Genomic DNA, 26,094 nt, shown 5'->3' with positions numbered 1-26,094 from the left:
CGAAGGACGTTCATGAGAACAGGCTCCCGGCCGGAAGGGTGAGGCCCAGCAGCGGCACGAAGATCGCCCAGGTCGACGCCGCCAGGGCGGCGCCCACCAGCAGGCTCAAGATCCAGGAGGTGCCGAACAGCCGCAGCGCCGCCACCGACAGCAGGATCGCGCTTGGGAGATAGCCGAGGATCGGCAGCAGCGCGCAGAAGGCGAACAGGCACGCGAGCGTGGCCGCCACCTTGGCGAGGCCCACCCGCGAGGTGGGCTCCACCTGGAGCGCGCCGCGGGCAAGCGCCGCGACCACGCCGCTGGCGATCAGCAGGATGCCGACGACGACCGGGAAGAAGCCGGCGCCCGGCCCCGCCAGAGTGTGCATGGGCAGCTGCGCCGCCAGGGCGAGGTAGAGGGCGCCGAGCAGCAGGATGCCGGCGCCGAGGAGGCGGGTGGCCATCTCACTTCTTCAACAGGCCGAGCTTATCAAGCAGCGCCGTGTGCTCCTTGAACTCCTTGTCGAAGAACGCGCCGAGCTGGGCGCTGTCCATGTAGTTGACCTCGATCTCGCGCGCCTTGGCAAAGTCCTGGAACGCCTTGTCATCCACCGCCGCGCGGACGGCCTTGGCGTAGAAGTCGGTGACGCCCGCCGGCAGGCCCTTCGGCCCGACGAAGGAGAAGGAGAGGTTCACGCCGATGTCGTAGCCAATCTCCTTGAAGGTCGGCACGTCCGGATAATAGGGGCTGCGCGTCGGCTGGAACGCGGCGAGGATGCGGATGCGCCCGGCATTGGTGAGCTGGCGGCCCTCGCCCGGATTGATGATGAGCGTGTCCACATGGCCGCCGAGGAGGGCGGCCGAGCCCTCGGCCCAGCCGGAGAAGGGCACGTGCACCACGTTGATGCCGGAGGCCGACTGGAGCTGGGCGAGGTTGAGGTGGGAGGCGGTGCCGATGCCGGACGAGCCGAAGCGCAGCTTGGCGGGCGCGGCCTTCGCTGCCGCCATCAATTCCTTGATGTCCTTCCATGGCGCGTCGCCGCGTACCGCCAGCAGCTGGTAGTAAGTGACCGTGTTGGCGATGGGCGTGTAGTCCTGCGGCCCCCTGTAGGGCAGCGCGTTCATCTGCGGCTGGTCGAGCAAAGCCGGGGTCGGCACGAGGCCGATCACGGTGCCGTCGGGCTTGGCCTGCACGATCTCGGTGACGCCGATGGAGCCACCCGCGCCGGTGCGGTTGATGACCGCGATGCCGCCGGGGAACTGGCCCTTGATCTTCTCCACCACCGAGCGGGCGGTCAGATCGTTGAGGCCGCCCACGGTGAAGGGCACGACCACCGTGACCGCGCCGGATGGCGCCTGCGACGCGGCGGGCGCCGCGAAGGCGACGAGCATCGCCAGGGTGGGAAGCAAGATCCTGCGCATGACAACCCCTCTGTCTGGAACATCTGGTTCTGGGAAGGTTTGCGGCTCTCAGTCTGCTGCCGAGATGCCGCTCAGATTGACGACGAACCGCGTGCGGTTCGCCGGGTAGAAAGCAAGGCTCAGGATCACCGGACGGCCGGCCGCATCCATGTAGGTGCGATCGCCTTCCAGCACCGGCGCGCCGACCGCGATGCCGAGGTGCCGGGAGAAGCGCGGGTCGGCGAGCGTCGCGGCGATGGTCTGGACCACGTTCGCGATCTCGATGCCGGCCACCTCCTTCACCACCTCGCCCAGCGTGCGGCGCTCCAGGAGCGCGATGTTCTTCAGGACGATGTCGCCCACCTCCCGGGGCAGGTAGGCGGAGATGAAGATCACCGGCTCACCGTCCGAGAAGCCGACGCGATCGATGGCGACCACCGGCGCGCCCACCGGCACGCCGAGGGTGTCCGCCACGTGGGGCGTGGCCGGCGCGTGGCCGGCGAACTCGACCTTGGCGAAGCCCTTGGGCTGCTCCCTCAGAAGGGATTGCAGCAACTGGCTGGGCTTTGCATCCGTCCTCTTGACGCGGGGGCCCCGATAGAAGGTTCCGCGCCCCCTATGCCTGCTGATGATGCTTTCGTCCGCCAGCAGAGACAGGGCCGTTCTTATGGTGATGACGCTGACGCCGAACTCCTTGCAGAACTCGTCGTCCGTCGGAAGCTGGTCCCCGACAGCATATTCACGCTCAAGGCGCTGTTCGATGACCGATTTGATCATCGAGTACTTGGGAATGACCACATCCATTGGGATCAGCCTAGGAAATAGCATAAACTTATGTCAATAGGTTTTTATACTCGTTTTACGTGCGATATAAAATATCAAAATAGATATGAATACGTTGCAATCAAACGCTCTTCCTCCGTCCGGCAGCGGTTGATGCAACCGCGCTCGTTGCGTAAATTAGAACGGCGTTTTATGGATGGGCAGATTGCCGGACGCGGATCGCGCGGAGGGATGTGGCCTCTCGGGCGCCCGGCGCCGGGAAAGGGCCGTCCGGCGCGCGGGCGGCCGCGGCGGGGCGCCGGCTATTCCGCCGCGCCGCGCAGGCTTCCGCCCGGCACGGCGGGAAGGTCGGCATTCGCCTCGCCCAGCGCGCCGATGGCGGCGAGCGGCACCGGCGTCATGCCGGAGAAGCGGAACGGCGAGCGGAACAGCGGCCAGGTCTTGCCGTCCGTCCCCTCATAGAGAGCCACCGCGCCTTCGCCGACGATCGCCGGATCGTTGCGGATCTCGGTGAGCGTGCGCACCGGAACAGCGGCGATTCCACGCGCCGCCAGCACCTCCACCAGGGCCGCGCGGGTCGTGCCGGCGGCCATCTCGACGGCATCGGCAAGAACCGAGGCATCCACGCCGGCCACCACATGGCCGTCGGCGCAGGCGATGACGCAATGCCGGTCGGTTGAACCACCATTCCACGCGGCCTGGGTCAGGAACACCGCCACGTCCTGCATGGCGAGGTCGATGGCCGAGCCGCGCCCGGTGCGCCGCCGCTGCTCCAGGGCGCACAGGATCGCGAACAGCCCGGCGAGGCCCCCGCTCACGTCCGCCACCGAGATGCCGAGCTTCACCGGCTTCTCGCCTGTCCGCGTGATGTCCATCAGCCCCGACATGGCCTGCACCACGGTGTCGAAGGCGGGCCGGCCGGGATAGGCGGAAAGGGCTCCGAACCCCGAGATGCCGCAATAGACGAGGCGCGGATTGAGCGCCGTGAGCGCCTCGGTGTCGAAGCCGAGCCGCGCCAGCGAGCCGGGCTTCAGGTTTTCCACCAGCACGTCGGCGCGGCCGATGAGCGCGGCGAAGGCGGCGCGGCCGTCCTCGGCGCGCAGGTCCAGCATCAGGCTGCGCTTGTTGGCGTTGTTGATGGTGAAGAAGTAGCCCTGCCCGTCCTGGTGCGGCGGCCAGGCCCGCGAGGCCTCCCCGCCCGGCGGCTCGATCTTCAGCACCTGTGCGCCCAGAAGCGCCAGCTGCTTGGCGGCGACCGGGGCCGTGGTGTACTGGCCGATCTCCAGCACCAGCATGCCCTCCAGCGGCCGCGCGCGATGCTGCGCCGGCTCCGGCCGGCCGGGCGGCGGCTGCGCCGAGACATCCGTCCGCACGAAGGAGAGCGGCCGCGGGCGCGGTTCCTGCGAGAGCGTGCCGCGCAAGGCGAGGTTCTCGTCGGTCCGCAATCCCTCGATGTCGAGGATCGGCCCGGCGGCGAGGTTCGCGCCGTTGAGCGCGGCGATGCACTCCTTCACCGAAAGCGTCGAGGTCCAGGCCTCCACCTCGCGATCCACCGCGTCGCAATGGGCGATGCGGTCGGCGAGCTTCTCGAACCGGCCTTTGGCGAGCTCGGGCCGGCCCATGAGCGTCGTGAGCTTCGCCCAATGCTCGTCGGTGGCCGAGCACAGGAGGATCCAGCCGTCCGCCGCGCGGTAGCTGTTCCACGGCACCGCCATGGGGTGGCGGTTGCCGGAGCGCTGCGGCGTGCGGCCGGCAAACACCAGCGGCAGGAAGGTGGACTGGTTGTTGAGCCCGCAATCGACCAGCCTGAGGCCGATCTCCTGGCCGACGCCCGCGGCGGCGCGGGTGCGCCAGGCGGCGAGGATTCCCGAGGCGGCGAGCATGCCACCCTGGATCTCCACCACTGCCCCGCCGCAGATCACCGGCGGCCCGCCGGCAACGCCGGTGATGTCGGCGATGCCGGTCGCAGCCTGGAGGAACGGCTCGATCCAGTGGCCGTGCGCGGGATCGCCGTCCACCGTGATGTCGCACACGATCTGCTCCGCCCGCCGGGGCGGCGGAGGCGGCGCATCGGCCCGATCGGAGCAGAGGAGGACCACGTTGGCGCGCGCAAAGGCGGCGAGGCGGGCCTCCGGCGTGTCCGCAACCGTCTCCGTGAAAGCGCCGAAGCCGTCGTCCAGATCGACGCTCCCGAACGCCGTCACCTGCGCGCCCACCTGGGCGAGGAGGCTGCCGCAGGCGCGCACCGCCGGCCGTCGGCCCCATTGGAGGACCACCAGGTCGCGCAGCGGCGTGGTGAGGGTCATTTCGCCACCGCCGCCTGGAGCGGACCGACATTCGGCGCCCCCTTGAGGGCCGCGACCTCGTTCACGAGGCGCTCGAACGCAGCCTCGTCCAGCCGTGCGCCGATCAGGCCCCGGGCCTTGAAGCGCAGCGCCTCCACGGTCATGGGATTGACCGGCGTGCCGAGGCTGTCGAGCACGCGCTCGGTGCGGGTCGAGCCGTCCGCGAACGTCACCTCCACCTCGGTGCCGAAATGCTCCGGATAGGCCGCCTCCAGCGCCGCGTCGTGGGCCACCTCGACCCGGTCTGCGAAGGCGAGGATGCGCGGGTCGGAAAGATTGTCCGGCTCGTAGGCGTCGTAGCGGTCGGGGCCGAAGGCAAGCGCCGCGCCCACCGTGAATGGCATGCTGTACTGCGCCGCCATGGGGGTATCCGGACGGCGCACCATGTGCTGCTCGGCGAGCTTGCCCGGTCCGCGCACCAGGACGGCGCGGATCTCCGCATCCGCGACGGCGAAGCCGCAGGTGGTGGTGCGCAGGCCGTCGATCATGGAATGGAGCAGCCGGCAGCAGGCATAGGGCTTGAAGCTCATGTCGTGGATGGCAAGGCCCCGCGCGCCCATCCGCGTCAGCGCCTCCGGCACCGCATCGTGGCCGTAGAGGGCAAGGAAGCCGTAGCGCCCGTCGAGGCCGCGCGTCGGCCCGGGCACGCCCGCCTCCACGACCTCGGCGGCGAGCACGCCGGCGCGCGCCGCATAGCCGGCATGCAGGCGCTTCACCTCCGCCCCGCTCACCTCCTGCGAGAACTGCATGGAGCCGGCCGAGAGCGACAGCGCGTGGCCCCAGGCAGCGGTGATCTGGGGGGCCGTGAAGCCCTTCAGCTTGCCCGCCGCCACCGCCGCGCCGAACACGCCGAACACGGCGGTCGGATGATGGCCGGCAGCGATCACGCGCTCGGCGCGGGCGGCGATGCCGATGCGCGCCATGGCCTCGTAGCCGGCGGCGACGGCGGCGAGCACGTCGCGCCCCGAGGCGCCGGTCTCGGACGCCACCGCGAGCGCGGCGGGGATCACCACCGCGCCGGGATGGCTCATGGAGGCTTCGTGCGTGTCGTCGAGCTCGAAGGAATGGCCGGCGGCGCCGTTCACGAACGCCGCCACCTCGGGCGTCGCCTCGATGTCGCTGGCGATGATGCGTGCCGGCCCGGTGCCGCGATAACGCTCCGCCCAGCGGTGCAGCGCCGCGATCCAGGGCCGTGACGCGCCGCCATAGGCGACGCCGAAATAGTCGAACACCAGCAAGTCGAGCTGGGCGTGATCGCGCTCGGTCAGCGTGGCGGGCGTGATCGCGGCCAGCTCTTCCGCGAAGATGAGGGTGAGGTTGGTGTCTGTGCCGTTCGTCATGGCGCGTCCCTCAGCTCGCCTTGGCCTGCGGCGCGGTGGCGCGCTCGCGGAATGGTTTCAGGAAGTCGCCGGGCCGCATGGAGGGATGCGAGCGCTCGTACTGGGGCGGGAAATAGACCTCCTCGCCGAAATGCTCGGCCGCGTGCCACGCCCAGCGCGGCTCGTAGAGCATGCCGCGGCCAAGCGCGACGAAGTCCGCCTGCCCGCCCTTCAGGATGTCCTCGGCCTGCTGCGGCTTGGTGATGAGGCCAACCGCCATGGTGGGGATGCCCACCGCGCGCCGCACCTCGTCGGCGAACCGCACCTGATAGCCCGGGCCGACGGGGATCTTCTGGTCCGGCGAGGAGCCGCCGCTGGAAGCGCAGATATAGTCGCAGCCGCGCGCCTTCAGCTCCTGCGCGAACGCCACCGTGTCCTCCGGCTGCCAGCCGTCCGGCGTCCAGTCGGTGGAGGAGACACGGACACCCAGCGGCTTGCCGGCCGGCCAGGCGGCGCGCACCGCCTCGAACACCTCGAGCGGGAAGCGCATGCGGTTCTCGCGGCTGCCGCCATAGGCATCGGTGCGCGCATTGGCGTGGGGCGAGAGGAAGGAATGCAGCAGATAGCCGTGGGCGTTGTGGATCTCGATCACGTCGAAGCCCGCCGCATCGGCGCGCCGGGCGGCGGCGGCGAAGGCGTCGCGCACGTCCTTAAGGCCCGCTGCGTCGAGTGCCTCCGGCACCGGGCGTCCCGGATAGGGCACGGCGGAGGGGCTCGCCATGAGCCAGCCGCCCTCCCCGTCCTCCATGCCCTGCTGCTTCTCCCACGGCACCGTCACCGAGCCCTTGCGGCCGGAATGGGCGAGCTGCATGCCGAGCTTGGCGCCGCCGTGCTGGCGGCAGAAGCCCACCACCGCCTTCAGCCCCGCCACGTGCTCGTCCGACCAGATGCCGAGGCAGCGCCCGCTCACCCGCCCGCGCGGCTCCACCGCCGTCGCCTCGGTGAAGACGAGCCCGGCGCCCGATACGGCCAGATGGCCGAGGTGCATGGTGTGCCAGGGCGTGGCGAAGCCGTTTTCGTCGGCCGAATACTGGCCCATGGGCGAGACGACGATGCGGTTGTCGAAGGTCACGTCCCGCAGCGCGAAGGGGGAGAACAGGGTGGTCTTGGGCATTTCCTCGTCCTTCCGAATTCTTGTCGTTCAGCTGGCCGTGCGCTCCAGCCCGGGGGCGGGAGCGAGCAGCGTGTCGATGTCGTCGAGGCGCGCGAGATCGCCGACGCGCGCGCGCAGTGCGGCCGCCGCGCCGGCGCCCAGCACCGGGCCGGCGAGCTCCTCGAACTTGGCGACGAGGGCCGCATCGGAGAGCGGATGGCGCGCCGAGCCGAGCGGCTCGTCCACGTAGCTCTCAAAGGCGCCACCGGCCTTGGTGCGCACGGTGACGCGCGCCGACCTGAGGCGCGGATATTCCGCCTCGCGCTCGGCCTCGGCCGTCACCTGCACCCGGCCGGCGAGGTCGTGGAGCACGGGATCGGCAAGGTGGGCGGCGTCAAACGCGGCGATGCCCACCTGGTCCTCGCGGGCGGCGAGCGCCACGCAGAAGCGGTAGTTCATCTGCGCCGAGGGCATGTCCTCCCAGCCGCCATGGGCGTGGCCGGCGGCGATGCCATAGGTGCCGATCTCGATGGCGGCGACGTCCTCCGCCCCGATGCCGCCGTCCGCCATGGCCGCGCGCACCCCGTCCATTCCCGGATGCAGGTGCCGGCAGCAGGCATAGGGCTTGATGTAGCAGCGCGTGACATTGAGGCTCTCGCCGAGGCCGGCGCTGAGCTTTTCCGGGTCCGCCTTGTCGCCGAAGGCCTGGAGGAAGCCGTCCTCGCCCTCCAGGATGCCCGCCGGTCCGGTCATGCCGTTGCGGGCGAGCAGCGCCGCATAGAGGCCCTCGCGCGCGGCGAGGCCCGGATGCAGGCGCTTGATCTCGCCGCCGCCGTGCAGAAAGGCGAACAGCCCCGCCGCCGAGCTGGCGGCGATGCCCAGCGCATGGGCCGTGCGCGCCCCGTCGAGCCCGAGCACGGACGAGGCCGCCGCCGCAGCGCCCAGAACGCCGGTGATGGAGGTGTTGTGGAAGCCGCGCTTGCGCGAGGCGGGATGCACCGTCTCGGCGACGCGCGTCACCACCTCGTAGCCGACCGCGATGGCGGCGGCGGCGCGTGCCCCGCTGACCCTGCCGCCCCAGGCGGCGCCGAGCACGGCGGGGATGACGGGCGCGCCGGGATGGACCGAGCCGGCGCGGTAGCCGTCGTCCACCTCCAGGCCATGGGCGCTCGCGCCCATGAGATAGGTCGCGGCGAGGCGGTTCCAGCCGCCGTCCATGCCCGGGACCGGCATGGGCCCTTCCGAGCCCACCTCGGCGAGGGTGCGCGCGGCGATGCGGGCCGGCAGCCCTTGCGATCCCGCGATTGCGGCGCCGAGCGTATCGAGCAGATGACGGCTCACCGACCGGCGCGCCGCCGCGTCGAGGTCCGCGAAGGCGAGGCCGGCGCAGAATTCGGCGAGCCGGCGGGTGATGTGGCCGGACTGGGCTTCAGTCCGCATGTCCGCCTCCCTTCACAACCAGGGCGTCGAGGGCGACGACCCCCTCCCCTTCGGCGCGCACCAGCACTGGATTGGCTTCCGCCTCCGCGACGTCGAGCGCGGCGAGGCGCGAGAAGGCGGCGACCGCCTCAGCCAGCGCGTCGAGGTCGCCGCGCGGCAAGCCGCGATAGCCCCGGAGCGGCGCGAAGGCCTTCACCTCGGCGATCATCGCGCGGGCGGTCTCGGTGTCCACCGGCGCGGTGCGCACGCTCACGTCGCGATAGACCTCGGCCAGCACGCCGCCGGCGCCGAGCGTCACCACCGGACCCACCGCCGGGTCGCGGCGGAAGCCGACCAGCGCCTCGCCGAGCCCGCGCAGCATGGGCTGCACCTGGATGCCGAGGAGGCGAGCCCCGGGGGCGTGCCGGGCGGCGCCGGCGAGGATGCGCCGGCAGGCCTCCTTCAGGGCCTGCGGCGCGGCGATGGCGAGCGCCACCCCCTCCGCCTCGGTCTTGTGGGCGATGTCGGGGGACAGGATCTTGGCGGCCACCGGATAGGGCAGATCGTCGAGCGCCATGGCGTCGATGGCGGCGGCGTCCGCGGGCAGCACCCGCTCAGGCGCCACCGGCACGCCGAGCGCGCCGAACACCCGCGCCGCGGCCTCCGCGTCGAGCGCCGGCCCTGCGGCGGCTTCCAGCGCCGGGCGCGCCTCCGGCGGCGCGGTCACGGGCGCCGCGTCGCGCGGCACGCGCCAGTCGAAGAAGGCGCGCACCGCGTCTGCGCAGGATTCCGGCGTGCGGAAGGCGGCGACGCCTGCCTCCGCCAGCAGGCTCAGCGAGGTGGCCGCGTGCGGCGTGAGGAACGCTGCCACCGGCTTGTCGGGATTGTCGCGGGTCGCCGAGACGATGGGCAGCACCGCGCGGTCGGGACGGAACTGGGAGGACGAGCCCACCACCGACACCACGAGGTCGCAGTCCTGCGACGCCATCAGCGCGCTCAGCACCGGGCCGTAGGTCTTGGCGTTGGTGCCGGCGAGCGTCAGGTCGATGAGCGGCGCGCGCTCGATGGCGATGCCCTGCCCGGCGAGACTGTCGACGCACGCCTGCGACGGCGGGACGATGGTGATGCCGTGGCGCGAGAGCGCGTCCACCACCAGCGTGCCGCCGCCGCCCGTGGTGGTGACCACCGAGACGCGCCGCCCCGGCGCCGGCCGGTGGCCCTTCACCAGCGGCGCGACCTCAAGGAAGGAATCCATGGTCTCCACGCGCACCACGCCGATGTCGGCGAGGAAGGCGTCGACGGCGGCCCCGCTGCCCACCAGCGCGCCGGTGTGGGAGGCGGCGAGCGTCTCGCCCACCTCCGAGCGGCCGACGCGGAAGGCGATCACCGGCTTGCCGGCGGCGAACGCCCGCCGCGCCATGGCGGCCAGGGCGTCGGGATTGCGCACGGTCTCCAGGAACAGGAGGATGGCGTCGGTGCCGGGATCGTCCACCAGCAGGTCGCCGGTCTCGGCGACGCCGAGGTCGGCCTCGTTGCCCACCGAGATCATCTTGGAGAAGCCGATGCCGCGCTCGATGCCCCGCGAGAGCACGGCGCCGATCAGGCTGCCGCTCTGGGAGACAAGGCTGTAGCGGCCGGGCCGAAGCTCCGGCAGCGACAGGATCTCGTTGGCCGAGAGCGCGACGTGCTCCGGCAGGTTGATGACGCCGAGGCTGTTGGGGCCGAGCAGGCGCAGGCCGGCGTCGCGCGCCATCTCCACCAGTTCGTTCTGGCGGCGGCGGCCGCTGTCGCCGCTCTCGGCGAAGCCGTTGCTGAGGATGGTGGCGCAGCGCACGCCGGCCCGGCAGCAGTCGGACACCGCATCCTTCACCGCGTCCGTCGGCAGCATGATGAAGGCGTGGTCCACCGGCCGACCAATGTCGTCGATGCGGGCGAAGGCGCGCTCGCCGAACACGCTGTCGCGATAGGCGTTGATGGGGAATATCTCGCCGCCATAGCCGTGGCGCCGCAGATACTGGTGCGGCAGCGAGGCGTGCTTGTTCTGGTCGCCCGAGGCGCCCACCAACGCGATGCTGCGCGGGCGGAACAGGGCGTCGGCGATGGAGGGCGCGGCGCTCATGCGGTTTCCTTCGCGCGCGTCTCGGCCCGCTGCGGGAAGGTGCGGTCGAACACGTGCTCGGCGATGCGGTTCAGGAGAATCTCGATGGCGCCGCCGGCGATCATCCAGCCACGGGTGCGGCGGAAGCAGTATTCCACCAGAGAATCCTGGCTGTAGCCGGCGCCGCCCATCACCTGCATGGCCTCGTTCGCCACGTTGAACCCGGCGCGGTTGCAGGCGACCTTGGCGATCGCCGTCTCCTCCGCCGAGGGGAAGCCCCGGTCGGCGCTGGCGGCGGCGCGGTAGAGCAGCAGCTGCGCCGCGTCGAGCTGGATCTTCATCTCCGCGAACTTCCACTGCAGGCCCTGGAACTCGGCCAGCGCGCGGCCGAACTGCCGCCGTGTGAGCGCATGCTCGCGCGCGGTCTCGTAGGCGTAGCGGCCGAGCGCGAGGGCGCGCGAGGAATTGCCGATGCGCTCCACGTTGAAGCCGGAAATCTGCTTCTTGAAGCCGCCCGGTCCGAGCAGCACGTTTTCCGGCGGGATGTAGACGTTGTCGAAGAACAGCGGGTTCCATTCCTCGCCGGAGAGGAACGGCACCTGGCCGCCGAAGGTGAAGCCCTCCATGCCGCGCTCCACCAGCACCGAGCCGATATTGCCGGTGCCCGGCCCGAAGCGGACATAGACCAGGAACACGGTGGCGTGGGTGCCGTGGGTAGTGAAAATCTTCGAGCCGTTGAGGCGGAAGCCCTTGCCGTCCGGCTTCACCGAGGCCTGGAGCTCGGTGACGGCGGAACCGGCGCCGGGCTCGGTCATGGCCACCGAGATCAGGCCCTTGCCCGCGAACAGGGGTTTCAGGTAGCGCTCGCGCTGCTCGGGGCTCGCATACTGGGCGAGCACGCGGATGGCGCCGAAATTGCCGGCCTGCACCACGTCGGCGGAGCGCGGGCAGGAGCGCGCCACCTCCTGGATGGCGATCACCGCATCCATCAGCGTGCCGCCAATGCCGCCATTCTCCTCGCTGGCGGTGATGCCGATGAGGCCCTGCTCCGCCATCATCTCCGCCACGTCCCAGGGATAGGCGTTGGCATGGGCGCGCGCCAGGGCGCCGGCCGCAAGGTGCCGCTCGGCGAAGGAGCGGACGGCGTCGCGGAAGAGGGTCTGTTCCTCGGTGAGGCTGAAATCCATGGCCGTGTCCTAGACCGCGCGGCTGGCGCGGATGCGTGTGTCGGGCGGCGCGCGCTCGGCGTCGCCGATGGTCGGGGCGGGGCGGCGGGCATCGCGCACGAGGCCCGCCGCCTTCAGGCCGCTGCGAAGCGTGTAGGTGGTGCCCTCGGTGGGATGCTCCACCTCTTCCACCACGCCGCGGCTGGCCGCATGGGGGCTCGCCACCGCCTCGTCGGGAGTGAGCACCGGCATCACCGGCAGCGCATGGGCGACCATCAAAGCGCCGATCTCGTCGCGGTCGTGGGCGAGGCAGAACTCGGTGATGGCGGCGCGGAACAGCTCGGCGCGCGGGCCGTGGCTGGAGAGCCGGTCCACCGGCGTCTCGTCGGCGAAGGCAAGATCGTGCCGGCCGATCACCGCGCAGAAGCGCCGCCAGATCTTCGCCTCCAGCAGGCAGACCGCGACCCGCTTGCCGTCCCGCGTCGGATAGGTGGTGTAGCGGGGGCTGCCGCCGAACACCTCCATGGCCGGGGTTCCGGTGCCGCCCGCGCGCCGGCCGAGCGCGCTGGCGAGGGCGATGTTCCCCATGCCCATCAGCGCGTCGTACATGGCGACGTCGAGGAACGCGCCCTTGCCGTCCCGGTCGCGGTTGCGCAGGGCGGCGAGGATGGCGATCACCGCCATCGCCCCGGCGGAATAGTCGCCGGCCTGGAAATAGGGCGCGGTGTCGGCCGTGTTGGCGAGCAGGCCGGTGCTCGCCTGGATCGCGAGGTCGTGCCCGGCGATGCCCGAGAGCGCGCCGTCGTGGCCGAAGCCGGTGATGCTGCAATAGATGAGCCGCGGGTTGAGCGCGCGGGCGCGCTCGTAGTGCACGTCGAGCTTCTCGGCGCCGCCGCGGCCGAAGCTTTCCACCAGCACGTCCGCTTCCGCGATGAGGCGGTGCGCCGCCGCCCTGCCCTTGGGGGCGGAAAGGTCGACCGCCAGCGAGCTCTTGCCGCCGTTGACGGAGCAGAAATAGACGCTCTCGTTTTCATAGAGCGGGGCGTTGTGGCGGCTCGGGTCGCCGTCCGGCCGCTCGACTTTCACCACCTCGGCGCCGAGGTCGGCGAGCATCTGCGCGCACCAGGGGCCGGGCAGCAGGCGGCTGAAGTCCGCCACCTTGATCCCGGAAAGGGGGAGCACCTCGGCCATCGGCGTCAGGCTCCCGTGAAGGTGGCGGGCCGCTTCTCCAGGAAGGCGGTGATGCCCTCCTGCTTGTCGCGGGTGCCGTAGACGGTGGTGACGAGGAAGGTCTCGAACTCGATCGAGGAGGCGAGGTCCATCTGCATGCCGCGATGCACCGCCCGCTTCACGAAGGCCAGGCTGAGGGGCGCGCGGGTGGCGTAGAGCGCCGCCATCTCCAGCGCGGTGTCGAGGGCGGCGCCGCGCGCCGCGACGCGGTTGACGAGGCCGATGCGCAGCGCCTCCGCGGCGTCGATGGGCTCGGCGGCGAACAGCATGTCCAGCGCGTTGGGGACGCCCACCACGCGCGGCAGGCGCTGGGTGCCCCCGGCCCCCGCCACGGTGCCGATGCGGGCGCTGGTGATGGCGAAGCTCGACCCTTCCGCGGCCACCCTGAGGTCGGCGGCGAGCGCCAGCTCCAGCCCGCCGGTCATGCAGAAGCCCTCGATGGCGGCGATCACCGGCTTCGAGGAATTCTCCAGCGCCGCGTTGAGCGCGTGCCACTGCTTGAAGTAGCGGGTGCCGTCGGTGGCGGTCTTGATCTTCACCGCCTCGGTGAGGTCGGCACCGGCGGAGAAATAGTCCGCCCCGCCATAGAGGATGATGACGCGGCCCTCGGCGTCGTCCTCGGCCGCCTCGGTGGCGGCGATGATCTCGGCCATCATCTTGAGGCTGACGGCGTTGCGCCGCTCGGGGCGGGAGAGGTGGAAGATCAGCGCCGGCCCCCGGCGCTCCACGCGGATGGTCTCGTAGCTGGTCATGAAGGCACCTGGTTGGAAAAAGCCTGGTCGTGAAACGTCTCGATCAGCGCGCAGACCGCGTCCGGCGCCTCGTACTGCACCCAGTGGCCGGCGCCCGGCACCAGGTGGATTTCGGCGTTGGGCCGCACGGCGCGCACGAGGCCGGCGCGATGCGCCACCGAGGGCACGCAGAGCTGGTCCTTCGTACCCCAGATGACCTGGAGGGGGCACTCGACCCGGGCGAGATCGCCCACCAGGCGGTCGGCGAGGCTGATGACGCGGCTGTCGAAGCGCTGGCGGGCGATGTTGGCGCTATGGAGATCCACCACGGGATCGGCGGCGGGCGGGACGCGCGACATCATGAAGGCGCCGAGATTCTGGGCGACGGCGGCGCGGTGGCCTTCGGGGTCCTGCGCCGCGCTCGGGGTCGGCACCACGGGGAGCCGGCGGCCCTCAGGCACGCCGAATCCGCCCGGCCCGAGCAGCGTCAGCGCCGTCAACTTGCCAGCCGGCAGGCGCCCGGCGAGCGCCGCCGCCAGCGTGCCGCCGAAGCTGAAGCCGACGAGACCGAACGGACCCTCGTCCGCCAAGGCGGCGGCGAGATCGTCCGCGAGGGCGGCGACATAGGCCTCCGGATCGCGCCCGGCCGGGCGCGGAGCGTCGCCGTAGCCGGGCAGGTCGAGCGCCACCACCTCGAAGCGCCGCGCCAGCCGGTCGATATTGGCGGCCCAATGGGTAAAGGAGCCCGAGCCGCCATGCAGCAGCACCAGCGGCCGGCCGGCGCCGAAGCGGCGCACCGCCAGCGTGCCGACGATGGCCGGCGCCGGGGATGCGGGCGATCGCAGCGAGGCGTTCATGCGGCGTCCGCCTCCAGGGGCTTGCCGAGATAGGATTCGATCACCGCCGGATGCTCGACCACCTCGTTCGGCGCGCCCTCGAACAGCTTCTGCCCGAAATTGAGAACCATCACGCGCTGGCTCAGCTCCATGATGACTTCGACCAGATGCTCGATCATGATGATCGTCACCCCGGCGGCATGGATGCGGCGCAGCACCTCCATGAGGTCGCCCACCTCGCCGCGCGTCACCCCGCCCATCACCTCGTCCAGCAGCAGCAGGCGGGGGTTGGTGGCGAGGGTGCGGGCCAGTTCCAGCTTCTTCTTCTCCCCCAGCGTGAGCGCGCCGGCGGCCACATGGCGCTTGGCGATGAGGCCGGTCAGCTCCATGGGCATCTCCGCCGCCTTGCGGGCGACCGAAAGGCTGTTGGTGCGCGCGCCCGAGAACAGCGCGCCGGTCATCACGTTGTCCTCCACCGACATCTCGGCGAACGGACGCACCACCTGGAAGGTGCGCCCGACGCCGCGGTGGGAGATCTTGTAGGGCGGCAGGCCGACGATGGATCGTCCCTCGAACAGCACGTCGCCGGAGGTGGGGCGCATGTAGCCGGTGATGAGGTTCATGAGCGTGGTCTTGCCGGCGCCGTTGGGACCGATCACGCCCACGAACTCGCCCTGGCCGACGCTGAGGCTGACGTCGCTCACCGCCTTCAGGCCGCCGAACGCCTTCGAGAGATCGCGCACCTCAAGCATGGAGAGCCTCCCCGTTGCGGGCGGAAGGATTGCGGGCGGCATTGCCGCCGATGAACGCGTCGCGCAGCTCCGGCGCCTCGCGCAGCGTGGCGGCGTCGCCCGCATGGACGATGCGCCCGCCCGCCATCACGTAGCCGCGCGAGGCGACGGACAGTGCCGCGTGGGTGTTCTGCTCCACCAGCAGGATGGAGATGTTGGTGGCGGCGATGGCGCGGATCGCCGCGAACACCGCCTGCACCACCAGCGGCGCGAGGCCGAGCGACGGCTCGTCCAGCAGCAGCACGCGCGGGTTCGACATCAGCGCCCGGCCCAGCGCGAGCATCTGCTGCTCGCCGCCGGACATGAGGCCCGAGCTCTGCATCCGCCGTTCCGCGAGGCGCGGGAACAGCGCATAGACCTCGTCGAGCTTGCGCATGCGGTGGGCGCGGGCGTTGCGGTTGAACGAGCCGAGATAGAGGTTCTCCTCGACCGTCAGATTGGGAAATACCTTGCGCCCCTCGGGCGACAGCGCGAGGCCCGACTTCACGCGCTCGTGGGAGGGCATCGCCAGCAGGTCGACGCCGTCATAGCGCACCCGCCCCTCGCTCGCCGGCACGAGGCCGGAGAGCACGCCCATGGTGGTGGTCTTGCCGACGCCGTTGGCGCCGAGCAGGCAGACCACCTCGCCCTTTCCGAGCTCGAAGTCGAGCCCCTGGAGCACCTCGCTATCGCCGTAGCCCGCGTGCAGGCCGCTGACCTCGAGAAGGGCGCTCATGGCTTGGCTCCCTGGGTGGAGGCGAGGGGAAGGCGCGGCGCGGGCGTCGGCTTGCGCCGGCTCGGGCCGCCATGGATCAGGCCGACCAACCCCTTGGGCAGGAACAGGATGCACACCACCAGGATCAGGCCGAAGGTGAGCTGGCTCACGCCCTCCATGGTGCCGAGCCAGATGCGCGTGCCCTCGGACAGCGCAACGATCGCCACCGCGCCAATCACCGGCCCGGCGATGGTATGGATGCCACCGAGGATGGGCGCGATCTGGGACAGGATGGTGTTGTGCAGGGTGAAGGCGACATCCGGGTCGAGATAGCCGCCGTACCAGGCGTTGATGGCGCCCGCGCCGGAGGCCATGGCGCCGGAGATCGCGACCACGATCAGGCGCTGGCGGCGCGGGGCGATGCCGAGCATCTGCGCCGCCGCCTCGTTGTCGCGCATGGCCCGCGAGGCGAACTGGAGCTTGGAGCCGGCGATCACCGCCGCCACCACCACGCTCGCGACCGCCGCCAGCGCGCCGAACAGGTAGAGCGCGTGCTGGCTCGGGCGCAGGTCCTGCTTCAGGAACAGGCCCACCGCCCCGCCCGTCACCTCCGGCACCATCAGCGCGCAGATGCGCAGCCCTTCCGACAGCGCCAGCGTGACGATGGCGAAGAAGATGCCCTTCAGCGTGCCGGTCACGAGGGCGAGCATCGCCCCCATGGCGGCGCCCATGGCGAGCGCCAAAGTGAAGGTCAGTAGCACCGAGCCGCCGAAGGCGTTGGCCGCCAGCACCGCGGTGTAGCTGCCCACGCCCCAGAAGGCGGAATGGCCGAGCGAGACCAGACCCGCATTGGCCATGAGGTTCCAGCTCGTCGCCAGGATCACCAGGGTCGAGATGCGGAACAGCCAGTCGTTGAGCTGCGGCGCGTCGAAGAAGGTGGAGGCGACGAGGAAGGCGGCTGACGCCACGCCCAGGCCGACCATGAAATAGGGGGATCGGGTCATGCTTCAGTCCGCCACGGCTTGGCCGATAATGCCGCGCGGGCGCAGCACCAGGACGAGGAAGAGGGTGAGAAAGGCCACGGCCTCGGCCCAGCCGGTGCCGTTGGGCACGTAGTAGCTGACCGCGGTCTCGGCGAAGGCGAGCAGGAACGCGCCCATCACCGCGCCGATGATGCTGCCGAGGCCGCCGAGGACGATGATGGCGAAGCCCTTCACCAGGATGTGGAAGCCCATGAACGGGGTGATGGCGCCGAGGAAGCTCAGGATCACGCCGGTGGCGACACCGAGCGCCACCGAGAGCCCGAAGGCGAGCGCGTACATCTGGTTGACGTTGATGCCCATGAGCACGGCGGCGTCGTGCTGCTCCGCCAGCGCCCGGGTGGCGCGGCCGAACTCGGTGCGCTTGAGCCAGAAGAACAGCGCCAGCACCAGGACCAGCGCGATGCCGAAGCCGATGAGCCGGCCGCCGGAGACCACCACCTCGCCGAACTCGAACGAGGAATAGGCATAAGGCGGCACCACCGAGCGCTCGTCGGGGCTCCAGATGACGAGCGCGAGATTCTGAAGCACCAGGCCGATGCCGAAGGTGAGCAGGATCTGGTTGACGTGCGGCGCCTTGAGCACCGGGGCGATGGCGACCTTGAACAGCACCATCCCGAGCACGCAGCCCGCCACCATGAGCACCGGCATGGCGATCAGCGGATCGACGCCCATGGCGACGAACACCGTGAATGCGCCGTAGGCGCCGAGCATCACGGCCTCGCCGTGCGCGAAGTTGATGACCCGCGTGACCCCGAAGCTCAGGGCAAGGCCGATCACCATCAGCGTGTAGATGCCGCCGAGCAGCAGCGCATCGACGATCAGTTGGGGAATGAAATCCATCAGCCGGCCTCCGCTCGCGGCGGCCGGGGCGCGGTGACCCCGGCCGCCGGAACTGCTCTCAGTAGCTCACAGCCTTGATCTTCTTGGTCTCGGGACCGGGCGGGAACAGCATCACGTTCTTGCCGTTCTCGCGCTGGAACACGACCATATCGGTGAAGGCCTGCTGCTTGGTGCCGCTCGGGGTGGAGACGAACTTGGCGCGGCCGAGCAAGGTGTTCGGGATGTCCATCTTGCGCAGCTCGGCCGCCACCTTCTCCTTGTCGTCGCCGCCGGCGCGCTCGATGGCGAGGAACAGCAGCATGGCCGAGACGTAGCAGCCGGCATCCTCGAAGTCGGGCTCCTGGCCGTACTTCTTCACGAACATGGCCTCCCATTCGCTGCTCGGCGGGAACAGCTTGGGGAATTCCTTGTTGCCCGGGCGATTGAGGCCCGGCAGGTAGGTGGTCACGCCCACCCATCCCTCCTGGGCCGGGCCGACCGCCTTCTGCCACTCGTCGAGCTGGGTCGCCGCGGTGCCGATCAGGTAGGGCACCGGCAGCTTGCGGGTATAGATCTGCTTGGCGAGGGTGACGGCGTCGGTGGTCTGCACCAGGCCGAGCAGCACGTCGGGCTTGGCGCGGGCGATCTTGGTGAGCAGCGGGTTCATGTCCGCCGCGTTGGTGCGCACGATCTCCTCGAGCACGATCTCGAAGCCGGCGTCGGTGAGGTACTTCTTGGCGTAGGGCTGGTGCGTGCGCCCGTAATTGTCGTCGGTATAGATCATCGCCACCTTCTGCCCGGCGGGCAGCTGATTCTTCAGCGCGGCGGAAATGCTCTCGTGATAATTGTAGGCATAGGGGAAGGTGTGGAAGAACTCCGGATCCCCGCCCACCTCTTCTTCCAGCTTGGTGCTCGATGAGCCGGGCACGAGCCAGATCGGCTTGCCCTGGCGCCAGGCGGGAATGGCCGCGGCCACCGTCGGCGAGCCGATCGGGCCGATGATGTAGTTCACCTTCTCCTTGCTCACCAGCTCGTTGAACACCGAGATGGTGGCCTGCGACTCCGACTGGATGTCGCGCACCAGGAGCTCGATCTTCTTGCCGGCGACCTTGCCGCCATAGACCTCGGTGGCGAACTCGACGCCGCGCTTGCCGGAGGAGCCATAGGCGACGAAGCGCCCGCTGAGCTCCATCGGCACGCCGATCTTGATGGTTTCCTGCGCGAGCGCGGGGGTGGCGGCGAGCGTGGTCGCCAGTGCCAGGATGGGCAGTATTCCGCCCGAGGACAGACGATGCATGCGGTTCTCCCTAAACGCCGATCTTCGGTTGCTCGTCGGCATGTCGGGGAGTATAGATTTTTGAAACTCGATCCGTCTAGTGGAATCTGAAGATCAAAACAGACCGGGAGAAACACGTGCCCTACGAGGACGTTCTGTATGAGCAGGAAGGCGGGATCGCCCGCATCACCATCAATCGCGCCGAGGTCCGCAACGCGGTGCGCCCGCGCACCTACGAGGAGCTGACCGACGCCATGGCGCGCGCCGCCGACGATCCGGAAGTGGGCGTGGTGGTGCTCTCGGGGGCGGGCGAGAAGGCGTTCTGCGCCGGCGGCGACATCCGCGACCAGTCGAAGCGCGTGCCGCCCGTGGGGCGCAAGCACATGCGCCGCCTGTTCAACCTCTCCACCGTGATGCGCATGATGGACAAGCCCATCATCGCCAAGGTGCGCGGCTTCTGCGTCGGCGGCGGCAACGAGATCAACCTGTTCTGCGACATGACGGTGGCGAGCGAGGAGGCCAAGTTCGGCCAGACCGGCCCGCGCGTCGGCTCGATCCCGATCTGGGGCGCCTGCCAGCTGCTGGCGCGCTATGTGGGCGAGCGCAAGGCGCGCGAGATGGTGTTCACCTGCCGCCTCTATTCGGCGCAGGAAGCCCTCGCCATGGGCCTCATCAACCAGGTGGTGCCCGCCGATGCGCTCGACGCCACGGTGGACGCCCTTTGCTCCGACATCCTCGACAAGAGCCCGCAGAGCATCCGCATCGCCAAGCTGGCGCTCAACGCGGGCTCGGACCGCGACTTCTATTCCGCCTTCTTCCCCAGCGCGGAGATGCTCGCCTCGATCTACGGCAACGAGGAGAATCTCGAAGGCATCACCGCCTTCCTGGAGAAGCGCCCGGCCAACTTTCGCCGCTTCCGGAAGGCGATCTGATGGCGACGCAACGCTTCAAGGATCGCGTCGCGCTCGTCACCGGCGGCGCGCGCGGCATCGGCTTCGCGGCTGCGGAGCGCATCGCGTCGGAGGGCGGGCGCCTCGCGCTCGCCGACATCGACGCCAAGGCGGCCGAGGCCGCAGCCGCCAAGCTGCCCGGCGCCATCGGCATCGGCTGCGACATCACCAAGGCGGACGACGTCGCCGCCATGGTGGCGACGGCGGAAGGCGCGCTCGGCCCGCTCTCCATCTTCGTCAACAGCGCCGCGGTGCTGGACGACAAGCTGTTCCTCGAATCGACCCCAGCGGACTGGAAGCGGATGCTGGGCGTATGCCTCGACGGGCCGATGCTCGGCCTCCACGCCGTGCTGCCGGGAATGGTGGCGCGCGGCTACGGCCGCGTGGTGTGCCTCGCCTCCGATTCGGCCCGGATCGGCCAGGCGCGCCTGTCCTACTACGCGGCGGCGAAGGCGGGGGTGATCGCGCTGGTGAAGTCGGTGGCGCAGGAGGTGGGCGGCAAGGGCGTGACCCTCAACGTGGTCTCTCCCGGTGCCACCAACACGCCGCTGCGCCAGGCGCGCGAGGCGCAGATGCTGGAGCAGATGGGCGAGGAGAAATACGCCCGCCGGCAGAAGAGCGTGCTCAAGCTCTATCCCACCGGCCGGATCGGCGAGCCGGAGGACATCGGCGCCGCCATCGCCTTCCTCGCCAGCGGCGAGGCCGGCTGGATCACCGGCCAGGTGCTGAGCGTGAACGGCGGCTTCGTGATGCCGTGAGCATCCACAACAACACGTACGGGATGAAGCGTTCAAGGATCATCGGACCATGGACTTCAAGCTAAGCGAGGAGCAGGAGCTGCTCCAGGACCAGGTGCGCCGCATGGTGCGCGCCGAGATCGAGCCCAGGCTCGCCGCCAACCACCCGGACAAGCCGCTGTCCAAGGCGGTGATGCTGGAGATTTTCGCCGCGCTCGCCCGCATGGGCCTCACCGCGCCGCGCCTGCCGGCCGCCGCCGGCGGCGGCGAGATGGCCATGCTGGACTACGGGCTGTGCTTCGAGCAGCTGCCGCCGACGATCGCCATCTCGCTCATCTCGCACGAATGCACCATCGCGCGCCTCCATGCCGAGGGCGGCGCCGAGCATGCCGAGCACCTGCTGCCGGAGCTGATCGCCGGCCGCAAGATCGGCTGCACCGGCTCCACCGAGCCGAACACCGGCTCCGACCCGCGCGGCATCGCCACCCGCCTCACGCCGGACGGCGACGGCTACGTGGTGTCCGGCACCAAGATGTGGATCACCAATGGCACCATCAGCGACCTGATGATCGCCACCTGCATCGATGGGCGCACGGCCAGCGGCGCCGGCGTGATGCGGCGCGTGCTGATCGAGCGCGATGTCTCCCCCTACGAGGCGCGCGAGATCCCGGTGCTGGGGTTCAAGCAGGGCCACCTCTCCGAGGTGTCGCTCGCCGGCTGCCGGGTGCCGAAGCGCAACGTGCTCGGCGCCGGCGGCGACGCGGCGCGCATCCTCCAGGGCACCTGGGTGGGCAACCGCCCGCTGCTCGGGCTGAGCGCCGTGCACATGGCGCAGAAGGCGCTCGACCTCGCGGTGGCCTATGCCGGCGTGCGGAGCCAGTTCGGCGAGGCCATCGGGCGCAAGCAGCTGGTGCAGGGGCGGCTCGCCGACATTGCAACCGCTGTGACAACGAGCCGCCTCCTTTGCTATCGTGCGTTGGCACTCATTGACGACGGCGCGCAGGCCGACGGCGCCTCCGCCATGGCGAAAAGGTACGCCACGACGGCTTGCGCAGAAGCGATTTCTCTGGCCATGCAGGTGCACGGTGCCATGGGTGTCGCGGAGGAGACGGGGCTGGAGCGCCTCTACCGCGACGTGCGCATGCTGCCGATCCCCGACGGGACCAACGAGATCCTCACCCTCATCGTCGGGCGCGAGCTGACCGGGCTCAACGCACTGAGGCCGGAGGCGCGGCAGGTGGCTGCGGAGTAGGCGGCGGGGCGGGACGGCGGGACAGGACGGCAGGGGAACCACATGATCCGAGCGGTAGGACGGGCGCTGGCCATCTTCGATGCGTTCGACGCCCAGCATCAGAGCCTCTCCTTGCAGGAGATCGGCGAGCGCATCGGCATGCCCAAGGCCACCACGTTCCGGCTCGTGAACACGCTGGTGCGCGGCGGCTTCCTGGTGCGGCTCGAAAACCAGCGCTACTGCCTCTCGCTCAAGATCCTGCGCCTTGCCGGCTTGGTGAAGAGCACGCTCGGCATCCGTGAGGCCGCACGGCCCACCATGGCCGAAGTCTGCCGCCTCACGGGCGAGACAGTGACGCTGAACATCCGCTCGGGCGTCGAGCGCATCTGCGTCGACGTGGTGGATACCCCCTCGCCGCTGATGACCATCGTGCGGCCGGGCGAGCATGTGAGCCTGCTCCACGGGGCGACCGCCCGCCTGCTGCTCGCCTATGCCGGCGAGACCGAGATCGACGCCATCATCGCCTACGCCCAGGCCAAGGAGAAGGTGGACGTCAAGGACCTGAAGGCGGCGCTCGCCGAGATCCGGCGCCTCGGCTATTCCTGCACCACGGGCCAGCGCATTCCCGGCGTGACCGCCATCTCGGTGCCGATCTTCGACATCAAGGACGAGGTCCACTACTCGCTGTCCGTCACCGGGCCGAGCGTGCGCATGGACCCGCGCCTCGACGAGTTCAAGCAGATCATGATCACCGCCGGAGCTTCCATCTCCGCCATGATGGGCACCTCGAAGGTGGCGCCCGTGGCGGCCGAGGACGCATTGGCGGCGGATGACGAGCACGAGGCGCCCGCGCCGATGCCGCGCAAGCCTGCCGCCAAAGCGCCGGCCGGGAAGCCCGCGAAGGCACCCGCCCTCACCCTGGTCGCCGAGGCGGCGAAGAAGCCCCGCGCCACGGGCGCGCGCAAGACCGCCCGGAGCTGACCGGCGACGGCCGCGACGGCGAACCTCCTTGCACTCACGCCATTGTGCATCCCGGGCGCCGGATGGCGGGCCGCGCGCCGAACCCTTGATCGGCAAAAGAAAACACCGCCGCCTCCACACCCGCCGCCGCACCTCGCACCCATCAGCCGCCGCGATTGTGCGCTGCGGCCGGGGCCGGCTTTACGTATGGTCGCCCGGCATCGGCGAACGCGCATTCGAGCCGTCTGCGGACGGCATCTCCGAGGAGGCGGCATGCGGCGCGACAGGAGACGACACAAGCATGAAGGCGGCTGGCGCGGACGTGCGCGCGGCGGCGCGTGGCTCGCCCTCGCCCTCGCGGCGGCCCAGGCGTTCATCGCCGCGCCGGCGGGCGCGCAGGAGAGCGTCGCCGTCACCAGCCCCCGCGCCAGCGTCACGCTGATCGCCGATGCCGCCGGCGCCGTGCCTGGCCAGGAGCTGCGAATTGGCCTGCGCCAGAAGCTCGCGCCCGGCTGGCACACCTATTGGAAGAATCCCGGCGATGCCGGCACGCCGCCGGAGATCGCCCTCGCGCTGCCCGAGGGCGCGCGCGCCGGGGAGATCGTTTGGCCCGGCCCCGACCGCTTCGCCGTCGGCCCGGCGACGAGCTTCGGCTATGCGCGCGAGGTGGTCTTTCCCATCGCCGTGACGGTGCCCGCCGCCCTCAAGCCGGGCGAGACCTTCACCGTGTCGGCCGAGGCGAGATGGCTGGTGTGCGAGAAGGAATGCATTCCCGAGGAGGGACGCTTCACCCTCGCTCTGCCGGTGGCGGCGCAGGCGGCACCACCCGCGCCCGACATCGCCTCGGCCTTCGCCGCGACGGACGCCCGCCGCCCGGTCCCTCTCGACTGGCGGGCGCGGCTCGGCGCCGAGGGCGGGAACGTGGTGCTCACCGTCGAGGGCGACGGCATCGCGCCGGACCGGATCGCGCGCGCCTTCTTCTACCCGCAGGACTGGGGCGTGATCACCCATGCCGCCCCGCAGGCGCTGGAGGTGGCGCCCGGCCGGCTCACCCTCGTCGCCGAGAAAGCCCTGTCGTTCGATCCGGCGGCGGCCAATGGCGGGCTTCTCGCCGTCAGCGATCCGGCCGGCGCCACGCGCTGGATCGAGATCGCCCCCTCGCCTGCGCCGACATCGGCCGGGGCTGCGGCGGCCTCCGCCGACCCGGCCGGCGCGGCGGCGGAGCGCCTGCCGCTCGGCCAGGCAATCCTGTTCGCCTTCCTCGGCGGGCTGATCCTCAACCTCATGCCTTGCGTGTTCCCGGTGCTCGCCATCAAGGCCACGGCGCTTGCGCGCCTTGCGGGGCGCGAGGCGCGGGAGGTGCGGCTCTCCGGCGTGTTCTACACGATCGGCGTGCTCGCGGCCTTCCTCGCGCTCGCCGGCACGCTGCTCGCCGTGCGCGCGGCGGGAGGGGCGGTGGGCTGGGGCTTCCAGTTCCAGTCGCCGGTCTTCGTCGCCCTCATGGCGTGGCTGATGCTCGCCATCGGCCTCAATCTTTCGGGCGTCTACGAGATCGGCACCTCGGTCACGGGCGTGGGCCATCGCCTCGCCCATGCGCCGAGCCACAAGGGCAGCTTCTTCACCGGCCTCCTGGCGGTGGTGGTGGCGACGCCCTGCACCGCTCCGTTCATGGGCGCGGCGCTCGGGGCGGCGCTCGCCGCCTCCTGGCCGGTGGCGCTGGCGGTGTTCCTGGCGCTGGGCCTCGGCCTTGCCGCACCTTATGCGCTGATCGCCTTCGTGCCGCGTCTGGCGCGGCTTCTGCCGCGGCCAGGGCCGTGGATGGTGCGGCTCAAGCAGGCGCTCGCCTTCCCCATGTATGCCTCCGCCGCCTGGCTGGCCTGGGTGCTGGCGCGGCAGGCGGGCGAGCTCGGGGTGATGGTGGCGCTCGCCGGCGCGCTGCTGGTGGCGCTCGCCGCCTGGATCTACGGCATCGCCCAGCATGGGCGCGGGCGGGGCCTCGTGCCGCGCGCCCTGGCGCTCGCGGCGGTGGCGGGGACGATCGCGCTGCTGCCGCAGCTGCGGGCGGTGGCCGCCCCTTCCGCCGCCCCCGAGGCGTCGGCGGACTACGAGCCCTTCTCCGCCGCCCGGCTCGCCGCACTCCGGCGCGAGGGCAAGCCGGTGTTCGTGAACATGACGGCGGCCTGGTGCATCACCTGCCTCGTCAACGAGCGCACCACGCTCTCCACCGCCGCCGCCAAGGCCGCCTTCAAGGACAAGGGCGTCACCTACCTTAAGGGCGACTGGACCAACCAGGACCCGGAGATCACGCAATTCCTGCGCGCCTTCGGGCGCGACGGCCTGCCCTTCTACGCCCTCTACCCCGCCGGCGGCGGCGATCCGGCGGTGCTCTCCACCGTGCTGACCGAAGCCTATCTCGTCGACGCGCTCGCGCGCGCCACCCCCTGACCCGAACGGAGACGACGCATGACGACACGCTCTTCTTCCGACCGGCCGGCCACCTTCGGCCGCCGCGCCTTCCTGATGGCGGGAGCCGCGAGCCTCGCCGCCGGCCCCGCGCTCCTCGCCGCCACTCCGGCTTTGGCCGCGCCGCAGATCGGCCAGCCGGCGCCCGCCTTCACCGCGGTCGACAGCAACGGGAAGACCCAGAGCCTCGCCGCGCTGAAGGGCAAGGTGGTGGTGCTGGAATGGACGAACCACGAGTGCCCGTTCGTGCGCAAGCACTACGGCGCCGGCAACATGCAGAAGCTGCAGTCCGAGGCGAAGGCTGAGGGCGTGGTGTGGCTCACCATCATCTCCTCCGCCCCCGGCGAGCAGGGCGCGGTGGACGGCCCCACCGCCAACGGCCTCACCGGCTCGCGCAAGGCGATGCCGGCGGCGGTGCTGATGGACCCGGACGGCAAGATCGGCCGCGCCTACGGCGCCCAGGTGACGCCGCACATGTACGTCATCGGCAAGGACGGCACGCTGCTCTACATGGGCGGCATCGATTCCATCGCCTCCACCCGCGCCGACGACATCGAGAAGGCGGTGCCCTATCTGCGCGACGCCATGGCGGCGGCGGTGAAGGGCGAGCCGGTGAAGACCGCCGTCACCCGGCCCTACGGCTGCACCATCAAGTATGTGGGCACCTGAGA

23 protein-coding genes are annotated in these 26,094 nt (G+C 70.7%); 6 read left to right on the top strand and 17 right to left on the bottom strand.

The window, feature by feature from the left end; genetic code table 11:
* Positions 1 to 10: 10 nt before the first annotated feature.
* From V5F67_RS08325 to V5F67_RS08245, 17 genes are all read right to left on the bottom strand, one after another.
* Positions 11 to 442 (bottom strand): tripartite tricarboxylate transporter TctB family protein, encoded by a 432-nt coding sequence (locus tag V5F67_RS08325; RefSeq protein ID WP_394021275.1) that lies wholly within the window; start codon positions 440 to 442, stop codon positions 11 to 13.
* A 1-nt stretch (position 443) separates the two neighbouring features.
* Positions 444 to 1,400, bottom strand: coding sequence for a tripartite tricarboxylate transporter substrate binding protein (locus V5F67_RS08320; RefSeq protein WP_394021276.1), 957 nt, complete (start codon positions 1,398 to 1,400; stop codon positions 444 to 446).
* Positions 1,401 to 1,448: 48 nt separating this feature from the next.
* Positions 1,449 to 2,183 (bottom strand): GntR family transcriptional regulator, encoded by a 735-nt coding sequence (locus tag V5F67_RS08315; RefSeq protein WP_394021277.1) that lies wholly within the window; start codon positions 2,181 to 2,183, stop codon positions 1,449 to 1,451.
* Positions 2,184 to 2,464: 281 nt separating this feature from the next.
* Positions 2,465 to 4,468, bottom strand: coding sequence for a CaiB/BaiF CoA-transferase family protein (locus V5F67_RS08310; protein WP_394021278.1), 2,004 nt, complete (start codon positions 4,466 to 4,468; stop codon positions 2,465 to 2,467).
* Positions 4,465 to 5,847: an MmgE/PrpD family protein gene (locus tag V5F67_RS08305; protein ID WP_394021279.1), complete on the bottom strand. Its 1,383-nt coding sequence runs from the start codon at positions 5,845 to 5,847 to the stop codon at positions 4,465 to 4,467. The genes V5F67_RS08310 and V5F67_RS08305 overlap by 4 nt, the downstream gene beginning before the upstream one ends.
* A 10-nt stretch (positions 5,848 to 5,857) precedes the next feature.
* A complete protein-coding gene (locus V5F67_RS08300; RefSeq protein WP_394021280.1) occupies positions 5,858 to 7,000 on the bottom strand; it encodes an NADH:flavin oxidoreductase/NADH oxidase in 1,143 nt (380 codons plus the stop codon).
* Between the two features lie 27 nt (positions 7,001 to 7,027).
* On the bottom strand, positions 7,028 to 8,419 hold the full coding sequence (locus tag V5F67_RS08295; protein WP_394021281.1) for an MmgE/PrpD family protein: 1,392 nt from the start codon (positions 8,417 to 8,419) through the stop codon (positions 7,028 to 7,030).
* Complete coding sequence (locus tag V5F67_RS08290; RefSeq protein WP_394021282.1) at positions 8,409 to 10,517, bottom strand: acetate--CoA ligase family protein; 2,109 nt, start codon at positions 10,515 to 10,517, stop codon at positions 8,409 to 8,411. The genes V5F67_RS08295 and V5F67_RS08290 overlap by 11 nt, the downstream gene beginning before the upstream one ends.
* Positions 10,514 to 11,683 (bottom strand): acyl-CoA dehydrogenase family protein, encoded by a 1,170-nt coding sequence (locus V5F67_RS08285; RefSeq protein ID WP_394021283.1) that lies wholly within the window; start codon positions 11,681 to 11,683, stop codon positions 10,514 to 10,516. The genes V5F67_RS08290 and V5F67_RS08285 overlap by 4 nt, the downstream gene beginning before the upstream one ends.
* Positions 11,684 to 11,692: 9 nt before the next feature.
* Positions 11,693 to 12,853, bottom strand: coding sequence for a CaiB/BaiF CoA transferase family protein (locus V5F67_RS08280; protein ID WP_394021284.1), 1,161 nt, complete (start codon positions 12,851 to 12,853; stop codon positions 11,693 to 11,695).
* A 5-nt stretch (positions 12,854 to 12,858) separates the two neighbouring features.
* Complete coding sequence (locus V5F67_RS08275; RefSeq protein ID WP_394021285.1) at positions 12,859 to 13,644, bottom strand: enoyl-CoA hydratase/isomerase family protein; 786 nt, start codon at positions 13,642 to 13,644, stop codon at positions 12,859 to 12,861.
* The gene (locus V5F67_RS08270; RefSeq protein ID WP_394021286.1) at positions 13,641 to 14,480 is read right to left on the bottom strand and encodes an alpha/beta fold hydrolase; all 840 of its coding nucleotides are present in this window, start codon (positions 14,478 to 14,480) and stop codon (positions 13,641 to 13,643) included. The genes V5F67_RS08275 and V5F67_RS08270 overlap by 4 nt, the downstream gene beginning before the upstream one ends.
* On the bottom strand, positions 14,477 to 15,211 hold the full coding sequence (locus V5F67_RS08265; protein WP_394021287.1) for an ABC transporter ATP-binding protein: 735 nt from the start codon (positions 15,209 to 15,211) through the stop codon (positions 14,477 to 14,479). Before V5F67_RS08265 ends, V5F67_RS08270 begins: the two co-directional genes overlap by 4 nt.
* Positions 15,204 to 15,965, bottom strand: a complete 762-nt coding sequence (locus V5F67_RS08260; protein WP_394021288.1) for an ABC transporter ATP-binding protein — start codon at positions 15,963 to 15,965, stop codon at positions 15,204 to 15,206. The genes V5F67_RS08265 and V5F67_RS08260 overlap by 8 nt, the downstream gene beginning before the upstream one ends.
* A complete protein-coding gene (locus V5F67_RS08255; RefSeq protein ID WP_394021289.1) occupies positions 15,962 to 16,948 on the bottom strand; it encodes a branched-chain amino acid ABC transporter permease in 987 nt (328 codons plus the stop codon). The genes V5F67_RS08260 and V5F67_RS08255 overlap by 4 nt, the downstream gene beginning before the upstream one ends.
* Positions 16,949 to 16,951: 3 nt before the next feature.
* Positions 16,952 to 17,827 carry a branched-chain amino acid ABC transporter permease gene (locus V5F67_RS08250; RefSeq protein ID WP_394021290.1) on the bottom strand — a complete coding sequence of 292 codons (876 nt, stop codon included), beginning with the start codon at positions 17,825 to 17,827 and terminating at the stop codon, positions 16,952 to 16,954.
* 58 nt (positions 17,828 to 17,885) lie between these two features.
* The gene (locus tag V5F67_RS08245) at positions 17,886 to 19,103 is read right to left on the bottom strand and encodes an ABC transporter substrate-binding protein (protein WP_394021291.1); all 1,218 of its coding nucleotides are present in this window, start codon (positions 19,101 to 19,103) and stop codon (positions 17,886 to 17,888) included.
* A gap of 116 nt (positions 19,104 to 19,219) precedes the next feature.
* Here V5F67_RS08245 and V5F67_RS08240 point away from each other — a divergent pair, with 116 nt between their 5' ends.
* The 6 genes from V5F67_RS08240 (at position 19,220) to V5F67_RS08215 (ending at position 26,092) form a co-directional block, all read left to right on the top strand.
* Positions 19,220 to 20,014, top strand: a complete 795-nt coding sequence (locus V5F67_RS08240; protein WP_394021292.1) for an enoyl-CoA hydratase-related protein — start codon at positions 19,220 to 19,222, stop codon at positions 20,012 to 20,014.
* A complete protein-coding gene (locus tag V5F67_RS08235) occupies positions 20,014 to 20,790 on the top strand; it encodes an SDR family NAD(P)-dependent oxidoreductase (protein ID WP_394021293.1) in 777 nt (258 codons plus the stop codon). Before V5F67_RS08240 ends, V5F67_RS08235 begins: the two co-directional genes overlap by 1 nt.
* Positions 20,791 to 20,839: 49 nt before the next feature.
* Complete coding sequence (locus tag V5F67_RS08230; protein ID WP_394021294.1) at positions 20,840 to 22,021, top strand: acyl-CoA dehydrogenase family protein; 1,182 nt, start codon at positions 20,840 to 20,842, stop codon at positions 22,019 to 22,021.
* A gap of 42 nt (positions 22,022 to 22,063) precedes the next feature.
* Positions 22,064 to 22,981: an IclR family transcriptional regulator gene (locus V5F67_RS08225; protein WP_394021295.1), complete on the top strand. Its 918-nt coding sequence runs from the start codon at positions 22,064 to 22,066 to the stop codon at positions 22,979 to 22,981.
* A 252-nt stretch (positions 22,982 to 23,233) separates the two neighbouring features.
* Positions 23,234 to 25,405: a protein-disulfide reductase DsbD family protein gene (locus V5F67_RS08220; protein WP_394021296.1), complete on the top strand. Its 2,172-nt coding sequence runs from the start codon at positions 23,234 to 23,236 to the stop codon at positions 25,403 to 25,405.
* 18 nt (positions 25,406 to 25,423) lie between these two features.
* Complete coding sequence (locus V5F67_RS08215; protein ID WP_394021297.1) at positions 25,424 to 26,092, top strand: redoxin domain-containing protein; 669 nt, start codon at positions 25,424 to 25,426, stop codon at positions 26,090 to 26,092.
* Positions 26,093 to 26,094: the final 2 nt, after the last annotated feature.

The sequence above is a fragment of the Xanthobacter pseudotagetidis genome (genome assembly GCF_043194795.2).
Classification (GTDB): Bacteria; Pseudomonadota; Alphaproteobacteria; order Rhizobiales; family Xanthobacteraceae; genus Xanthobacter; species Xanthobacter tagetidis_A.
This window is presented reverse-complemented; position numbering and strand designations above follow the sequence as displayed.

Bases quoted from the DNA above. Each gene is read 5' to 3' on its own strand.
- V5F67_RS08325 (WP_394021275.1), bottom strand. From the start codon at position 442: ATGGCCACCCGCCTCCTCGGCGCCGGCATCCTGCTGCTCGGCGCCCTC.
- V5F67_RS08320 (WP_394021276.1), bottom strand. From the start codon at position 1,400: ATGCGCAGGATCTTGCTTCCCACCCTGGCGATGCTCGTCGCCTTCGCG.
- V5F67_RS08315 (WP_394021277.1), bottom strand. From the start codon at position 2,183: ATGGATGTGGTCATTCCCAAGTACTCGATGATCAAATCGGTCATCGAA.
- V5F67_RS08310 (WP_394021278.1), bottom strand. From the start codon at position 4,468: ATGACCCTCACCACGCCGCTGCGCGACCTGGTGGTCCTCCAATGGGGC.
- V5F67_RS08305 (WP_394021279.1), bottom strand. From the start codon at position 5,847: ATGACGAACGGCACAGACACCAACCTCACCCTCATCTTCGCGGAAGAG.
- V5F67_RS08300 (WP_394021280.1), bottom strand. From the start codon at position 7,000: ATGCCCAAGACCACCCTGTTCTCCCCCTTCGCGCTGCGGGACGTGACC.
- V5F67_RS08295 (WP_394021281.1), bottom strand. From the start codon at position 8,419: ATGCGGACTGAAGCCCAGTCCGGCCACATCACCCGCCGGCTCGCCGAA.
- V5F67_RS08290 (WP_394021282.1), bottom strand. From the start codon at position 10,517: ATGAGCGCCGCGCCCTCCATCGCCGACGCCCTGTTCCGCCCGCGCAGC.
- V5F67_RS08285 (WP_394021283.1), bottom strand. From the start codon at position 11,683: ATGGATTTCAGCCTCACCGAGGAACAGACCCTCTTCCGCGACGCCGTC.
- V5F67_RS08280 (WP_394021284.1), bottom strand. From the start codon at position 12,853: ATGGCCGAGGTGCTCCCCCTTTCCGGGATCAAGGTGGCGGACTTCAGC.
- V5F67_RS08275 (WP_394021285.1), bottom strand. From the start codon at position 13,644: ATGACCAGCTACGAGACCATCCGCGTGGAGCGCCGGGGGCCGGCGCTG.
- V5F67_RS08270 (WP_394021286.1), bottom strand. From the start codon at position 14,480: ATGAACGCCTCGCTGCGATCGCCCGCATCCCCGGCGCCGGCCATCGTC.
- V5F67_RS08265 (WP_394021287.1), bottom strand. From the start codon at position 15,211: ATGCTTGAGGTGCGCGATCTCTCGAAGGCGTTCGGCGGCCTGAAGGCG.
- V5F67_RS08260 (WP_394021288.1), bottom strand. From the start codon at position 15,965: ATGAGCGCCCTTCTCGAGGTCAGCGGCCTGCACGCGGGCTACGGCGAT.
- V5F67_RS08255 (WP_394021289.1), bottom strand. From the start codon at position 16,948: ATGACCCGATCCCCCTATTTCATGGTCGGCCTGGGCGTGGCGTCAGCC.
- V5F67_RS08250 (WP_394021290.1), bottom strand. From the start codon at position 17,827: ATGGATTTCATTCCCCAACTGATCGTCGATGCGCTGCTGCTCGGCGGC.
- V5F67_RS08245 (WP_394021291.1), bottom strand. From the start codon at position 19,103: ATGCATCGTCTGTCCTCGGGCGGAATACTGCCCATCCTGGCACTGGCG.
- V5F67_RS08235 (WP_394021293.1), top strand. From the start codon at position 20,014: ATGGCGACGCAACGCTTCAAGGATCGCGTCGCGCTCGTCACCGGCGGC.
- V5F67_RS08230 (WP_394021294.1), top strand. From the start codon at position 20,840: ATGGACTTCAAGCTAAGCGAGGAGCAGGAGCTGCTCCAGGACCAGGTG.
- V5F67_RS08225 (WP_394021295.1), top strand. From the start codon at position 22,064: ATGATCCGAGCGGTAGGACGGGCGCTGGCCATCTTCGATGCGTTCGAC.
- V5F67_RS08220 (WP_394021296.1), top strand. From the start codon at position 23,234: ATGCGGCGCGACAGGAGACGACACAAGCATGAAGGCGGCTGGCGCGGA.
- V5F67_RS08215 (WP_394021297.1), top strand. From the start codon at position 25,424: ATGACGACACGCTCTTCTTCCGACCGGCCGGCCACCTTCGGCCGCCGC.